The organism is uncultured Porphyromonas sp. (assembly GCF_915070105.1).
In the GTDB taxonomy this organism is placed as follows: domain Bacteria; phylum Bacteroidota; class Bacteroidia; order Bacteroidales; family Porphyromonadaceae; genus Porphyromonas.
The window spans coordinates 25,414-40,021 of sequence record NZ_CAJZFJ010000010.1 but is presented as its reverse complement, the minus strand read 5'-3'; the positions used below and the strand labels follow the sequence as shown (position 1 = coordinate 40,021).

12 protein-coding genes are annotated in these 14,608 nt (G+C 53.9%); 5 read left to right on the top strand and 7 right to left on the bottom strand.

Translation table 11 applies throughout. The annotated features are described in order from the left end of the window. Positions 1–26: 26 nt before the first annotated feature. From QZ554_RS02035 to QZ554_RS02010, 6 genes are all read right to left on the bottom strand, one after another. Positions 27–461, bottom strand: a complete 435-nt coding sequence (locus QZ554_RS02035; protein WP_297193929.1) for a DUF2141 domain-containing protein — start codon at positions 459–461, stop codon at positions 27–29. A 22-nt stretch (positions 462–483) separates the two neighbouring features. Beyond that, positions 484–2,613 carry a TonB-dependent receptor plug domain-containing protein gene (locus QZ554_RS02030; RefSeq protein WP_297193927.1) on the bottom strand — a complete coding sequence of 710 codons (2,130 nt, stop codon included), beginning with the start codon at positions 2,611–2,613 and terminating at the stop codon, positions 484–486. Between the two features lie 235 nt (positions 2,614–2,848). Beyond that, positions 2,849–4,012: a TlpA disulfide reductase family protein gene (locus tag QZ554_RS02025; RefSeq protein ID WP_297193925.1), complete on the bottom strand. Its 1,164-nt coding sequence runs from the start codon at positions 4,010–4,012 to the stop codon at positions 2,849–2,851. Positions 4,013–4,053: 41 nt separating this feature from the next. Then, positions 4,054–5,349 carry a hypothetical protein gene (locus QZ554_RS02020; RefSeq protein ID WP_297193924.1) on the bottom strand — a complete coding sequence of 432 codons (1,296 nt, stop codon included), beginning with the start codon at positions 5,347–5,349 and terminating at the stop codon, positions 4,054–4,056. 43 nt (positions 5,350–5,392) lie between these two features. Then, complete coding sequence (locus QZ554_RS02015) at positions 5,393–5,845, bottom strand: YhcH/YjgK/YiaL family protein (protein ID WP_297193922.1); 453 nt, start codon at positions 5,843–5,845, stop codon at positions 5,393–5,395. 41 nt (positions 5,846–5,886) lie between these two features. After that, positions 5,887–7,137: an MFS transporter gene (locus QZ554_RS02010; RefSeq protein WP_297193920.1), complete on the bottom strand. Its 1,251-nt coding sequence runs from the start codon at positions 7,135–7,137 to the stop codon at positions 5,887–5,889. A gap of 984 nt (positions 7,138–8,121) precedes the next feature. Here QZ554_RS02010 and prfB point away from each other — a divergent pair. From prfB to QZ554_RS01985, 5 genes are all read left to right on the top strand, one after another. Continuing rightward, positions 8,122–9,244 (top strand): peptide chain release factor 2 gene (gene prfB, locus QZ554_RS02005; RefSeq protein WP_297193918.1). Its coding sequence is split into 2 segments (ribosomal slippage): positions 8,122–8,184 and positions 8,186–9,244, totalling 1,122 coding nucleotides; the frame shifts between segments, so codons are not numbered across the junction. A gap of 219 nt (positions 9,245–9,463) precedes the next feature. Next, the gene (locus QZ554_RS02000) at positions 9,464–10,144 is read left to right on the top strand and encodes a redox-sensing transcriptional repressor Rex (RefSeq protein ID WP_297193917.1); all 681 of its coding nucleotides are present in this window, start codon (positions 9,464–9,466) and stop codon (positions 10,142–10,144) included. Beyond that, positions 10,141–10,773 carry a fumarylacetoacetate hydrolase family protein gene (locus tag QZ554_RS01995; protein ID WP_297193916.1) on the top strand — a complete coding sequence of 211 codons (633 nt, stop codon included), beginning with the start codon at positions 10,141–10,143 and terminating at the stop codon, positions 10,771–10,773. The genes QZ554_RS02000 and QZ554_RS01995 overlap by 4 nt, the downstream gene beginning before the upstream one ends. 65 nt (positions 10,774–10,838) lie before the next feature. Then, positions 10,839–11,582, top strand: a complete 744-nt coding sequence (locus tag QZ554_RS01990) for a hypothetical protein (RefSeq protein ID WP_297193914.1) — start codon at positions 10,839–10,841, stop codon at positions 11,580–11,582. A 162-nt stretch (positions 11,583–11,744) separates the two neighbouring features. After that, positions 11,745–12,458, top strand: a complete 714-nt coding sequence (locus QZ554_RS01985; protein ID WP_297193912.1) for an outer membrane beta-barrel protein — start codon at positions 11,745–11,747, stop codon at positions 12,456–12,458. 142 nt (positions 12,459–12,600) lie between these two features. Here the strand turns inward: QZ554_RS01985 and QZ554_RS01980 are convergent, their stop codons facing one another. Beyond that, complete coding sequence (locus QZ554_RS01980) at positions 12,601–14,601, bottom strand: TonB-dependent receptor (RefSeq protein ID WP_297193910.1); 2,001 nt, start codon at positions 14,599–14,601, stop codon at positions 12,601–12,603. Between the last annotated feature and the right edge of the window lie 7 nt (positions 14,602–14,608).

Genomic DNA, 14,608 nt, shown 5'->3' with positions numbered 1-14,608 from the left:
GCCTCTCTGCTTGTATTGGGGGAATACTAGTTAACGGTGATGTAGATGGTCTTATTAGCCTTGAGGATGAAGGCGGCATCTTTGAAGGATGGGGGACCCATCTCACCCCGAGCGTTGTTGCTGAAGCCATACTTCTCTAGGGGGATACCATACTCACCTGTATCGAGCTGATTGTTTCCGTTGGCATCGTGGAAGAGAGAGACGACGTACTGTCCTTCAGGCAGTGTGATCTCTGTATGCTTGACTAGGCTATCTACGGGGACTGATCTGTAGGTGTAGGCTTTCACTAGATAGTTCTCTTCCTTATCAAAGATGGCGATGAGTAGATTACCCTTGGCCTCAGTCATCCCATCCACCTCTAGGCGTAGCTGATGACCTTTCTTGGGTTCTTCTGTAGAGGCGAGTAGTAGACTAGAACCACCGAGCAGGAGGAGCAGGGTGGCGATGAAGATCTGTTTCATTGCAGTATTCTGTTTGATTGATTTATATGTTCAGAGGCTTTCGACCTAGAGCGAAGAATATGCCTAGGTAGATCATGCGGGAGGAAGGGGTACGTCTCAGACCGCTTGGGTCATCGTGTCCATAGCTAGGGTCGAAGCCCCAGTAGTTGGTCGTGCCGAGTATGTTCTGACAGCCCGTATAGATCACCATACGAGGGGAGATTACATACGTCCAGCTTAGGTCGAGGCGCTGTCGAGAGGGGATGGCGACTCGCTCAAGAGAGGCATCATAGCCCGTAGCTCCACTATCTATGTAGTAGCTCACCCCAATTAGGGAGGATAGGCTACGTACCCAGTAGCGGAGGTTGGCCTTGAGCGTGTGGGGGCTTAGGTAGTCTGGGAAGAGGCGATGATGGTAGCGGTCATAGCTTAGTCTGGCATTTGTGTAGCCATAGGCTAGACTATAGTTGAGATTGCTAATCTTGCCCGTGTAGATGAGGTTAGCTCCATAGCTCTCTCCTCCGCCCTGCTGGTCAAAGGTCAGCGGATAGCTACTTCCGAAGCTCCGTACGAGCCGACTATACCACTTGTGATAGAGTGCTATCTGGAGCGAATGAGTCCCACTGACTAGACCATAGGTGAGCTGTGAGGAGGAGACTGCTGGGCGTGTGAGGGAGGAGGAGAAGCGTAGAATATCAGCAGAGGGCATCTGCTGGTAGTATCCCCAGCTCGCAGAAAGGAGATGTATGCCCCAGCGATAGCCTGTGTAGAGCCGAGGGGAGAGCCCGAGGTCTCGGAGATAGGTGCTGTAGCTACCACGTAGGCCTAAGCTCACCGTGAAGCCTTGGCTAAGCCAACTAAGCTCGGAGAAGAGTGTCCCCAAGTGATCCCGAAAGCCTAGCCGATACTCAGCACCCCTCCTGTAGGTCTGCCGATAGTCTCTATAGCTGTAGTCTAGCCCTGAGAGCCACGTGAGGGCATCCGAGATACGCCAGCGGAGAGCACTACGAAGTTCTGCATAGAGCTCCTGCTCCTGTACTCTGTCCCCTGTATGCTCTAGTTCTCGACCGGTCAAGTCTCTTAGCTGTGTATGTCCACCTAGCTCCCATTGTAGCTGGCTGGTGAGGGGTCTACGTAGCGTCACTCGTCCGTACCACTGATCCTCTCCGAGGGTAGTGTGTAGTAGGGGCGATAGGTTATTTGGTAGGCGATCATAGGCAAATCCCATGTGGCGATAGCTGAGTTGTGCCTTGATCTTGCTCCCCTTCACATCGCTTGCAAAGGTTGTCGAGAGTGAGGGGGAGTGGAAGCTCCTACGCCAAGGGTAATAGCTCGGGATGAGTTTGTTTATCAGGGTGAGGTCAGTGTAGTCGGCTTGTAGGCGCACCTTGGCTTGTGTCGAGCCTAGGGTAGTGGCTACAGATCCGCCCAGTAGACTTAGGCTTAGTTCGGTATTGGTGGGCATGGAGGAGAGCTCCTGAGTCTCTAGTGCTACTATCCCTGATAGAGCCTCCCCATAGGCAGCGGAGTAGCCACCTGAGTAGAGGCGCATACTCTGACAAGCACTTGGTGAGATGGTGGTACGCCGACCTCCATTGTGCGAGGAGAGGGTATAGGGGTTGGGTAAGAGGAGGCCATCCACATAGACCTGTGTCTCACCTGGAGCACCTCCCTGCACTGCTAGGCGGCCATCAATATCTGATACTTGTACCTCGGGGGATTCACTGAGGGCTCCTAGTATGTCTGCTAGTGCTCGGGGTGAGGAGAGCACCTGTAGGGTCGTCAGCTGTGTGCTCAGTGGAGCGAAGGAGCTCACCTGCTGTAGTCGGTGGGCACGTACCACGACATCACTCAGTTGGCGATCACTAGGTAGGAGTAAGATACGGTAGACCTGTTCTTGGGGGACGAGCTGCATCACTTTAGTGCGATAGCCCTCACAGACGAAGCTTAGGGTGATGGTCTCTACACTGTCGGGGAGGATAAGGGAGAACTCCCCTCGAGCGTCACTACTCGAGACCTGCATGCCTCGTCCTACCTCCATGATTTGCACCGAGGAGATGGGCTGCCCCTTTAGGTCAAGGATCTGCCCTCGTAGAGGTTCTCTCGCCCACGCTACCTCGAGGAGGAAGAGGGGTAGGAGCGAGTAGATGAGATAGCGTAGGTTCGTCTTCATATCAAGCAAACCTTAGGTCTATATTGTTTTTCTTCGCCCTCCATTGTACGCTTGTGGTAAACGGAGGATATTACATCTAGCACAAAGGTAGATAAAAGGTAAGTAACAAGTGCATCTGGTCCTAGTCTATGCCTGAGGAGGCTATCATATGTAGGAGAGAGCCCTCAAGTGCTAGAGTTCTATCACTCCACACTTGAGGGCTCTCTCCCATATCGGTTATGTCAGAGGTGAGCTCTTAGAGCTTGCCTTCGGTCTTGCTTAGGATCTCGTTTAGCTTGTTGTCGATAGCCTTGCCACGAAGGTCACGAGCTACGATCTTACCCTCGGGGTCAAAGAGGATGATCTGAGGGATGCCTTGGATACCATAGAGCTCTGTAGCTTCATTCTTGTTTACGATCTGAGGCCAAGTGATCTCTAGATCCTTCATAGCCTTGAGGTGATCTTCCATCTCATCCCATACTGCTGCACCGAGGATGACGAGCCCCTTGTCGCTATAGGCATCACGCACCTCCTTGAGGTGGCTGATCTCACGACGGCAGGGACCACACCAGGAGGCCCAGAAGTCCACGAGGACATAGTGTCCCTTGCCTACATAGTCGCTAAGGCTAACCGTCTGATTGGCATCATCGACACCGGTGAAGTCGATGAACTGTGCCCCAGCCTTTGTAGCCTCCTGACGACGCAGTGCACTGAGTTGCTTGGCGATGGGTTCGCTATTACGGATCTCTTCGGTCGCGATAGCAGCGTAGGCCTCTGCACGAGCAGCCTCTACATCACCGAGGGCGAGGAGGCTCTGTAGTGCATGATAGCCGATGGCATCGCTTGGGTGCTCAGTCAGGCGAGCTAGCAGACGGGGGCGCTGTATCCCATTGAGTTCTGTGACGATCTTCTCGTAGGCCTCTTCCTTGGCTTCATCGGAGAGTGAGGCATCTGTACGAAGAGCCTTGAGGCGGTCACGATAGGGCGCAACGAGAGCCTCGTCCTCTTGCTTGAGCTTGGCATAAAGGTCATTGAGAGGAGTGCCAGAGGCTGCTTCCTTGTCCACAGGAGCGTTGATTGTACCTTCCTCGGGTATGACCAGCAGATAGTAGCTCTGGGGAACGAGGATACGAGCCACGATCAGACTCTTGTCTACAGGGCGTTCGAAGTAGAACTTCCCATCCTTGATCATTGTGCTATCCAGAGCAGCCTGACCGTCTCCGAAGAGGTAGGCTTGCTTCCCATTGGCATCATCGGGAGCAGTACCGAGGATGAGGTAGTTGCCAGCCTTGGGCTTTCTAGGAGTTGCCTTGCGTGCTGTGCTGTGCTTGGAGCCTTTCTTGCGCTGTGCCACTGCAGGTAGGGCGAGGCAGAGCGATAGGGTCAATAGGCCGACCCTAAGCCATGAGTTTGTCTTCATAGATGTACGTATTATATGGATGTTACTTAATCTATAGATGCTTACTTAATTCTGTGTGGGGACTTCGAGATCTCGATCCCGATGATCTTGGGGCTACGTATGCCCGGCTTGAGCTCCCCTTGTAGGAGATATACCCGTCGCTGGTCGTATGCGATCGGGCTCGCTCCTGCTCTACCCAATAGGTCGGGCCGCATAGAGCCGATACTCCGCCAGCCTCCCATCTTAGGAGCATAGTAGTAGAGGTCGCTCGTGAACTGATACCAGGCTATGGGCTGCCTCATATAGGCAGATTGCGTCTGGGTGAGTCGGGCTACTTCCTCCTCAGATAACGTTTCTTTGTCGTGCTTTAGTCTACGTATACGTTCGATGGCAGGCTCGAAGATCTCTGTATGGACACCTCCAGTGGCGATGATCCCTCCGGCTACGGGGACGAAGTTGCCACCAGCCCAGTAGTCCCGACGCTTGGGTGCGGTCAGGGTGAGGTAATATGTGTGCCATCCTCCTCGTGGATCAGTGAGGGATAGGCTATGGATACCCTGGTGGACACGAGCTGGGTGCTCAGCATCACCTAGTGTGAAGCCTCCACTGACATAGAGACTATCTCCTACCACTGAGGTGACGGGCTGTAGGTATCCGCTAGCCTCGGGGAGCTCTGCTAGGCGCTTCCATCCACCCTCACTATGGCCTAGATCATAGACCCAGATCGTACCACTAGCGACTCCGTCCTGCATCCCACCGACAAGGTATAGACGCTGTCCGAGGACAGCTCCAGCAGCATTGTTAATCGTGAAGGGTAGGGGAGAGAGGGTGTCGGTTCGTAGTGCTCCATGTGTGTCTAGGGTGAGGCGATAGAAGCCCCGTTCGCTGCCGTCCGATGATTCTCCTCCAGCGATATAGAGGGTGTCTTGGGCTTGTAGACTGACTCCATAGGCCAGAGCCTTGGGGAGACGTCCTGCGCTTGCCCAGTCGATATGCCTGCCTCCTTGACGGGGTGTGCCCACGAAAGCTAGATCATAGTAAGCCTTCTTACCCCCTTCGGCAGCAGGCTTGTCGGGGAAGTTTGCTCCGCCTGCTAGCAGGAGCTTACCTCCTACTCGGCCAGCAAAGGCAGCTGACACTCCATGCCTGTCATAGGCTGGATGTCCTACGCTCCCCCCTATCTCATAGACGTCTATGTAGTCACTTGGACTGCAGGAACTCTTCTCTAGCTCATCTAGCTCGTGCTTCTCTCCCTCTTTGTGGGTGCGTATGTGCCCACTCCCTGTGCTGTGTACACCACAGGAGCTGCCTATGAATCCTAGGAGCAGTAGTGCTAGTCCCGCTATCGGATACTTCATCTTCGTGTGGGGTATAGGTTCTAGAGGGGAGGAGGGGATTGTACTACTTCACTCGTATCTTGACGATGAGCTTGCGGATCTTCTCTCCTTGTCCGATCAGAGGGGCATGGGCATCCTCGGGATAGACGATAGCGAATTGGCCAGGTAGGAGATCCACATAGCTCGTTGGGGTGTCGTCGTAGAGGATGAAGTCCTTCTCGTGGTCAAAGGAGCCACGTGGCTTGTGACACTCACCCGTAGGGAGCCAACCTATTCGCTCCTGTCCCTCGAGTAGTACGTGTATGTCGAGATAGGCTTCGTGTGCCTCTAGGGGTTGGTCGCAGGATAGGACGGTAGTAGGATCGACGTTGTTGATGAAGACGTCCTCACCACGTAGCTCGATGCGCCCGAGCTCTGTGTGTAGTAGGTCGTGCTGCTTGATGTAGTCGAAGACTTCCTTGAAGTCGGGGTGTAGTGCCTCGTAGCGAGCACTGTCCTTTAGGGTGCCTAGTATCATCTCGTTGTCTATTACTATTAGTGTTGGGGCAGAGTGGTGCGTTATTGCATGTTGTCGGTTGTGGGGCGTAGGACGAGCAGCTGGATAGCGAGTGCTACGACTACAATCAGTCCGAGAAAGACAAAGCCTGAGTCAAGGTGACCTGCATCCTTCATCTTTCCTAGCACCTGCGTGACCATCGCTCCCGCAAAGACTCCGATCATATTCATGAAGCCGTAGGCTGTGGCACGGAGACGTGCAGGGACGAACTGACAGAGGATGGGCATATTGTTGGCATCAAACATCCCATACCCGACTCCGAAGAGTACTCCTGCGAGTACAATAGCCACTACACTATGTCCATAGCCCAGTAGGATCAGCGAAGGAATGGTCAGTGCCAGGCCAATAGCTCCTGTGTAGATACGTCCTCGGAGATTGGTCTTTACCCAGCGGTCTGAGAGTGTCCCACCGATGAGGACACCGAGGAAGCATGAGGCCGCAATAGTGATCGTGGAGAGGGGACCCGCCTCTCTCATCTCGATGCCTAGGTTCTCGGAGAAGAGGGTTGGGAGCCAGTTCTTTGTTGCCCAGCCTGGTAGGCTTGGTACAGCGAAGCAGATGAGGATAGCCCAAAAGGAGATATTGGTGAATAGCCATCCGAAGCCCTGCAGGAAGCTCCTAAGGGTGAACCTCTGTGCTTCTCCCTTCGTCTGCTCAGCCTTGACTTCTTTCGGTAGCTCATGCAGCAGTAGGATGAGGATCAGTGCATAGACCATACCCACCATACCGAAGATATAGAAGGTCGTATGCCAGCTGAAGGCAGAGGCCAGTGTAGCCCCAAAGCCCCCAATAGCCTGCCCCATATAGAGCCCCGTCATGTGTATCCCTACGGCTAGTGAGCGGCTCTTCCCCTCATGGTAGTCGGCGATCAAGGATAGCCCAGCGGGGATATAGAGAGCTTCGCTGATCCCCATCAAGGCTCTCAATACACGGAGCTGCTCTAGGGTCTCCGCCGCTCCCATCAGGAAAGTCACCAGCGACCATACGAAGATACTCCCTACGATGAGCCACTTGCGGTTTACCCTATCGGAGATAGCCCCAGCGAAGGGGCTGACACAGCCGTAGATCCAGAGGAATATGGCCATAAGGATACCGAACTCCTCGGCGCTCTGTAGCTCGGTGATGTCGATCGACATAGCATCCTTCATGGTGCTGAGCATCTGTCGATCCATATAGTTCAGTAGGGCGACGACCCAGAGTAGGGCGACGACAAGCCAGGGGTAGGACGATCTGTTCCTAAGTGAGCTAAGCATACGTCTGTGTAGCGTAATATTAGGGGGTATATGTACGATGTATTATATACTAAATATTGTATAGCAAAGATAGAAACTTTGCTTCATCCTACATAGCCTCTGAGCTACTCCTGATGAACCACTATCCCCCCTACCCGTGACTGTTCTCTACAATATATATATACACACCAGCGGATATAGGACTATCGGGTGAGCCTAAGGATGCCCAGCTAACCTCCTCTGTATCATGTGTTCTCAATGGGTAGGATAGGACATGCCAAGAAGGGAGGTATAGTAGGGCTGATGCATGTTCTCTTTTAGTACTCCCTACTCTTGGCCTCCTAGGGGGAATTCGTTTATCCCCAAGGGAGCTTTAGCCGTATCTCAGTAGTACCTAGCATTAGCCCGAGGAATGGATATACGAAAGGGGAGCTATGGGGACATACTTAGAGCGAGGTTGTGTACACGCGTGTACACAGATGTATACACGTGAGTACACTATGGTATACACACGTGTACACTTTTCTCTCCTAGGTAGTAGGTATATGCTTGGTACGTATAGTTTTAGTATAGAGGTGTTTCTGTCTTTGGAATGGAGGTCTTGACCAGTTTGCCCTCGACCTCCCGTGCATGGTAAGGTCGTGACAGAGGGTATACTATCTCCTCTAAGAGGGATTATACCTAGTCCTAGGATAGAGGTCACAGGATGTAAGATGCTCTCGCTGTGTGATCAGAGAGGAGGTAGCTGTGGTAGCTACTGTCATAGTCGTGGGGTAGGCTCAGTAGGTGTAATAGGAGGAATAGGTCTCATCGATGGCGTGCGAAGGGCTAGGGGACGTAAAGCTAGCGATGGATGACTAGTAGGAGGTAGAGGGGTCGTATCGGGGGCGGGAGATGGATGGCTAGAGGGCGAGGAGTGGGGATGAGGCTCAGGACTTTGCCTGATTGTTCGTATCTTCGGGTGACAATCCGTATATATCACAGTACATTATTTAGTATAGACTAATGATAACGACAGACCAGTTAGGGAGCCTACTGGAGCGCAAGTCTGCGCTGGGGAGGTACCTTTGACGTCGATAGCCGACGTATTCAGCTAGAGGAGGAAGAGCTACGCACTGCAGACCCTGCCTTCTGGGAGGATCGTGAGCGTGCCGAAGCACAGATGCGTAAGGTCAAAGACCTTCGCAAGTGGATTAACTATTACGATGAGGCCAATAGGCTGACCGAGGAAGTAGCCCTTGCCCTAGAGTACTTCAAGGAAGGGATTACTAGCGAGGAGGAGGTCGATGAAGCCTATGCCCGAGCCATAGCCCTGCTGGAGGAAGTAGAGCTGAAGAATATGCTCCGTGCGGAGGAGGATAGCCTAGGAGCAGTCCTCAAGATCAATGCTGGTGCAGGCGGTACGGAGAGCCAAGACTGGGCCTCTATGCTCGCTCGTATGTATGCTCGCTGGTGTGATAAGCAGGGCTACAAGACTACTATTACCAACTGGCAGGACGGTGAAGAGGCGGGCATCAAGACGATGACCATGCAGGTCGAGGGGGATCAGGCCTATGGCTTCCTCAAGAGCGAGACCGGTGTCCACCGCCTTGTACGTATCTCTCCCTACAATGCTCAGGGCAAGCGTATGACGAGCTTCGCCTCCGTCTTTGTCGTCCCCCTCGTAGATGATACGATCGAGGTCGAGGTCAATCCTGCCGATATCAGTTGGGATACCTTCCGCTCCAGTGGCGCTGGTGGACAGAACGTGAATAAGGTCGAGACGGGGGTGCGTCTGCGCTATCGTTATCGAGATCCCGAGACAGGTGTCGAGGAGGAGATCATCATAGAGAATACCGAGACCCGCTCCCAGACCGATAACCGCGAGAATGCGATGCGCCTCCTCCGCTCCCAGCTCTATGACAAGGAGCTAGAGCGCCGACGTCGAGCACAGGCCGAGGTCGAGGCTGGTAAGAAGAAGATCGAGTGGGGCGCTCAGATCCGTAGCTACGTCTTCGATGACCGCCGTGTGAAGGACCACCGCACGGGCTATCAGACCTCCAATGTCGGAGCAGTAATGGATGGCGATATCGATGAGTTCATCAAGGCCTATCTAATGGGGAATGCTGACACGGGAGATCAGCCCTAGGGCTATGGGGCTCCCAATTCCCATTCCTCTCTGTGGACTATGTGGTAGAGGAGTGGTTACCAAACAACTCTCGGAGCGTACCCTCCTTCTCTCCCATGATCACTATATGAGGGACGAAGGAGTGGTCAGGTGCGAGAGGCTTGAGCCCTCCTTGGCGCAAAGGTGTCAAATCACTACATTTGTGGAGTATAATCTACTAGACCTCAAGTAACAACAAGCATGAGCAAGAAGAACGAGATAAACAATAAGATGCATACGATCCCCGAGCCTACGCTACGTCGCTTGCCTTGGTATCTCTCCTTCGTCCAGCTACTGAAGAATGAGGGGCACGAGCATGTCTCCTCCACCCGTATAGCCCAAGGAGTCGGGGTGGACTCCGCCCTTGTGGCCAAGGATCTGTCCTATGTACAGCTCCAGGGACGCACACGTGTGGGCTACGAGACAGCAGCCTTGATCGAGTACCTAGAGGAGTTCCTCGGCTTTACGAAGCAGCATCGTGCCTTCCTAATCGGGGTCGGAAGCTTGGGCTCAGGGCTACTTGCCGATAAGGGGCTACGTCAGTTTGGCCTAGAGGTGCTTGCAGGCTTTGATGTAGCAGAGGAGATCATAGGCACCGAGGTGGCGGGTATCCCCGTATATCATATTGATGAGCTTGCCTCTCGTATTCAGGCCGAGGAGGTACAGATCGCTATCCTCACCGTCCCCGTGCTACAGGCACAGCTGATGACGGACCGCCTTGTGCGAGCAGGGATACGTGCGCTGTGGAACTTCACCCCCTTCCGTATCCAGACCCCACCCAATGTCGTCGTACAGAATACCTCTATGTACGCTCACCTCGCTCTGATGTTTACCCGCATGAAGGCTACGCAGGAGCGACTACAAGAGGGGAGGAAGGTATGAAGATCCTAGGTGTCTGCTTCAACTATCCTACACACCGAGACGAGGCTCAGAGCCTAGGCCTAGGTGTACAGAGTCCGCCTCAGGCCGAGCCGGTATTCTTCCACAAGGGGGATTCGCTTCTCCGTCCCAATACTCCTTTCTTCCTCCCCGATATGGGCTCGTCGGTGGAGTATGAGGCTGAGCTAGTCGTACAGATTAGTCGTGTAGGTAAGCGGATCGCTGAGCGGTTTGCACACCGCTACTACAACTATATTACGCTGGGGATAGACTTCACCGCCCGTGACCTACAGCGGAGGGCTATGGCAGAGGGGCACCCTTGGCTCTCGGCGAAGGTCTTCGACGGCTCTGCAGTGGTCGGTACCTGGCTCTCCAAGGAAGAGCTAGGCTATCCTGAGTGTCCGATACCCTTTCGCCTGGATGTCGATGGAGTGACGAGGCAGAGTGCCACCTCTTCCGAAATGATCCATGGGATAGATAGCCTGATCTCCCATATCAGCCGACACCAGACCCTTCGTATGGGTGACCTCATCTTCACGGGGACACCCGCGGGGGTGGGTGCGGTGGAGATAGGACAGCTCCTGGAGGGCTATATCGGAGAGCGAAGAGTCCTACACCTACCCATCAAGTGAGCTCATATACCTACCTCAAGGATATAACGATACCCAATACATTCACTAACTCATATTCAAGACACATGAAACGAAGCACTTTACTTCTGCTCCTACTCACCCTCACCGCGAGCAGCCTTATGGCACAACGCAAGGTAACCTTCGCTGTTGATGCTGGGGTGGACTACTCTTCTTTCTTGATGAACACTCCTGGTAAGGAGAAGGCACGTACACCACTATGCCTCTCCCCTTCTCTGACGGGACGTATTGATCTGAAGCTGGGGAACAGTGGCTACTATCTGTCGTCAGGTCTATCCTACTACGCCCCTAGATCAAGCCAAGACCTAAGTATTGATCAGGCCGCAGCACTAAAGAAGGCTGGTCTAAACATCGACCTAAGTCGTCTAGGGGCAATCGAGGAAAGGATGACGACTCACTATCTATCCATCCCCTTGCTATTCGGCAATAGGGCTGCACTATCAGAGGACGGTAAGTTCAGCCTTGCATGTGAGCTTGGCGTCCGCTTCTCCATAGGTCTGGGAGGATCACTGAGCTACACTCTGTATGAAGGCAATCGGAATAAGTTCGGAGAAGCAAGTACTCCCATCTTCTCCTCTGGGACGAACGGATCGTCTGGATCTGGTCGAGGCAATGGCTCCACTCTGTTCCTCCCTGTAAATATTGCAGTTAATGCTGGTCTTAGGGCGGAGTATAGTCGCTACTACCTACGCATAGGCTTGGATCATGGACTAACAAGGGTCAATAGATACCCTGAAAGAAGTCGAGTAACTATCCTCAGCCTATCCACGACTCTAGGTGTTCGCTTCTAAGCCACCTGAGGTAGTCCAGACGACATCTATCCCCTAGCACCTAAGTATACGAAGCACCGTATATCTAGCGTTATCCCTCGTAGAGCCCACACCATGACACCTATGTAGCGTCATGGTGTGGGCTCTCCTATTTTACTTTACTTAGTGATCAGCCCAAGAATAATGTATAAGCTACCCCTACGTCTCCTCCTCATCGCTCTATTGGCCTCGTCCCCAGCTATCGCACAGTCCTATCCACTACGTATCGGAGCGGAGGTCGGGGGGACATCCTCCAACCTACGAGTCTCTTCGGGAAGGAGTACCGGGGGGCTCCAGCCAAGCTATGGAATACGCCTAGGGGTGGGAGCAGAGCTCTCTCTCGGACTCCTTAGCTATCTGTCCGCTGGTATTTACTACCAAGGGCAGGGCGCACAGAACGACCTGACACTGGCCAATGCCCGCCCCATGGGCTACCCCTCGGACGCTGGGGTAGGCAGGGAACAGCTCGATCTACGCTACGTCAATATCCCCGTTGCCTATGGCCTTCGTCTAGCTGTCCCCGGCCTAGGCGTTGCCCTGAGTGGGGAGGCTGGGCTCTCGTACTCTATCGGGATGACCTCACGCTATCAGCACCTAGCGGGGGGAGCTAAGGCGCAGGGGAGCGAGTATCGGGTCTTCGAGGACGAGGAGTACCAGACGGGCAACAATACTCCCAGCGGGGAGCGACTCCAGTTTAAGAAGAATGACCTAGCTCTCCATCTAGCAGCGAAGCTGGAGCTCCAGAATATATACCTGCGTATCGGGGTAGAGCAAGGCCTGCGGAGCGCCACAAGGCAGGCTCCCTATGGGATGAAGAATACCACTAGTTGGTTCACTCTAGGCATACGCCTCCTCTAGCGATCGCCTTAGCAAGGGGCGAGCACTAGCCCGAGAGGATAGGAGATGAAATAAAGAAAGGACGTAGCTCCCTCGGTCACACCGAGTGGAGCTACGTCCTTTCTTGTGCTGAGGTAGGTAGATGTCTATCCCAGGGTAATGCCTATAGCTTACAGCTCATGCCAGCCGAGAGCCAGAAGCCAGGCTGTACGACACCTACGATGTCGGAGTAGCGAGTATCGGTGATGTTGTTGGCCTGTATCCCTACACGTAGATGTTCGCTGATGAGGTAATCGAGCTTGCTATCTAGTGTGGCGAAGGGGGAGGATTGGCCAACTCGATCCTGATAGCGAAGGTCCCAGCTACCCTCTAGGTGGCGACCAATGCGGTAGGATAGGTGAGCCGTGAACTTGTGACGGAGGTAGTTGAGTGCATATAGGGAGATGAGCTGCTGGGCTTGGTGTTCCTGATGTATGTGTAGGTAGTCCAGCTGTAGCTTGCTCTCTGTGCCTAGGAAGGGGAGGAAGTGTCCATAGCGTAGGCTGACCCCTGCCTCTATGCCGTAGTTGTCGATGCGAGAGTGGTTCCATGAGCTCCACTTGGTGTCAGTAGGGGACTGCTTGACCCAGTCAATGAGGTCTCTGCCCTCGGTCTTGAAGCCAGAGATGTAGGCCTGGAGTACACTGCTGTGGTAGCGTGCCGATAGCTCGAAGGATTGGGAGTACTCGGGCTGAAGGCCTCCACTGGCGTTGTGGGTCTCTGTGGTGTACCAGAGATTGACAAAGGTAGGTGTGCGCATAGACTTGCTCCACCCTGCCGAGAAGGTCCATCGCTGGGTGGGGTGGTAGCTGAGGTTCACAGAGGGGAGTAGCTTGTAGACATCCCTGAGGAGGCTAGTGTGGTTGAGTAGTGCGCCTGCCGAGAGGGTGAAGTCGTGTATGCTCACTGTATGCTCTAGGCTTAGGCTTAGGTTGGTGCGGTCATCTGTGCGGGTGTACACCCCACTAGGCTTAGAGCGTGGTCGTCCGAGCTTACTGCTGATTACCTCCTCACGTCTAAGGTCTGCAGCTAGGGTCGTCATCCCGATGAGGGAGAGGTAGCTGGTGGCGAGGTTGGCACCATAGCTGTCGGTACGGTGGTAGTTGCGTCCCTTGTCTGAGCCCTTCGTTAGGTCAAACTGATCGTAGGCACGGTCCCAATAGATAGCTGGCACGAAACGTAGCTGTCCAGTGCCCAGCTCTCCACGTAGGGAGGAGATGTAGCGACGTGTGTACTCGTACTGCATCGGGAACTTCGCCGAGTAGAAGCTGTTCGCCCCGAACTGCTTCTCATTGTAGCCTACCTGTAGGTCGATCTTGTTCGTACCCTCTAGCTGGAGACGGGCCTGCCAAAGGGCGTTATTGATCTGATAGTCGGTGTTGGTTTGGTACCCTGCACTACTGCGGCTGCTGGCCGAGAGTGAGTTCGTAGTCTTGCCCCAGCGGCTAGATCCTCTGAGCTCTATACTACGTAGACGATGCATGCCTGCGGTGATGCTGGCATATAGTCGGTCGTGTGTATCGTGTCGGGTGATGATGTTGATCCCTCCCGAGAAGGCACCTACGCCATATATGAGGGCTGAGGGTCCACGGAGGACTTCGATGCGCTCGATGTCGGAGAGATTAATCGGGATGTCCAGGCTAAGGTGGCCTGTCTCTGCATTACTGAGGTTGATACCATTCAGTAGGATCATGGTTTGGTCTTGGGAACCTCCACGGATGGAGATATCGGCTTGTACGCCGTGTGCGCCTCTTTGGGCTACGTCTATACCTGCTACATAGACGAGTAGATCCTGTAGTGATCGTACCGGCGCATTAGCGATCTCCTTGGCAGTGATGACGGTGATGAGCTTGGCCGTCTGATTGAGTGGAGTAGCGATCTTGGAGGCCGTGACGGTCACCTGCTCGATCTCGTACTCCTTGTCCGAGTCGGGCGAGGTGCGTGGGTCTGTGCCCCCGACGTTCTGTGCGCTAGCTGTGCTGGAATAGGCGCAGGCTAGAGCTAGACTGGTTAGTGTCCCGATCGTCACGACTCGATGCATCGTGTTGAAGGCACCATAGCCCTTCCTCGTCATACGACGGAAGCGTAGGGCTGTTGTCTGCTGGTGCAGCTGGGATTGCTTCATTTAGTTG

Excerpts from the sequence above, each read along its gene's own strand:
- QZ554_RS02030 (WP_297193927.1), bottom strand. The coding sequence starts at position 2,613 with ATGAAGACGAACCTACGCTATCTCATCTACTCGCTCCTACCCCTCTTC.
- QZ554_RS01995 (WP_297193916.1), top strand. The coding sequence starts at position 10,141 with ATGAAGATCCTAGGTGTCTGCTTCAACTATCCTACACACCGAGACGAG.
- QZ554_RS02025 (WP_297193925.1), bottom strand. The coding sequence starts at position 4,012 with ATGAAGACAAACTCATGGCTTAGGGTCGGCCTATTGACCCTATCGCTC.
- QZ554_RS02015 (WP_297193922.1), bottom strand. The coding sequence starts at position 5,845 with ATGATACTAGGCACCCTAAAGGACAGTGCTCGCTACGAGGCACTACAC.
- QZ554_RS02035 (WP_297193929.1), bottom strand. The coding sequence starts at position 461 with ATGAAACAGATCTTCATCGCCACCCTGCTCCTCCTGCTCGGTGGTTCT.
- QZ554_RS01990 (WP_297193914.1), top strand. The coding sequence starts at position 10,839 with ATGAAACGAAGCACTTTACTTCTGCTCCTACTCACCCTCACCGCGAGC.
- QZ554_RS01985 (WP_297193912.1), top strand. The coding sequence starts at position 11,745 with ATGTATAAGCTACCCCTACGTCTCCTCCTCATCGCTCTATTGGCCTCG.
- QZ554_RS01980 (WP_297193910.1), bottom strand. The coding sequence starts at position 14,601 with ATGAAGCAATCCCAGCTGCACCAGCAGACAACAGCCCTACGCTTCCGT.
- QZ554_RS02020 (WP_297193924.1), bottom strand. The coding sequence starts at position 5,349 with ATGAAGTATCCGATAGCGGGACTAGCACTACTGCTCCTAGGATTCATA.
- QZ554_RS02000 (WP_297193917.1), top strand. The coding sequence starts at position 9,464 with ATGAGCAAGAAGAACGAGATAAACAATAAGATGCATACGATCCCCGAG.
- QZ554_RS02010 (WP_297193920.1), bottom strand. The coding sequence starts at position 7,137 with ATGCTTAGCTCACTTAGGAACAGATCGTCCTACCCCTGGCTTGTCGTC.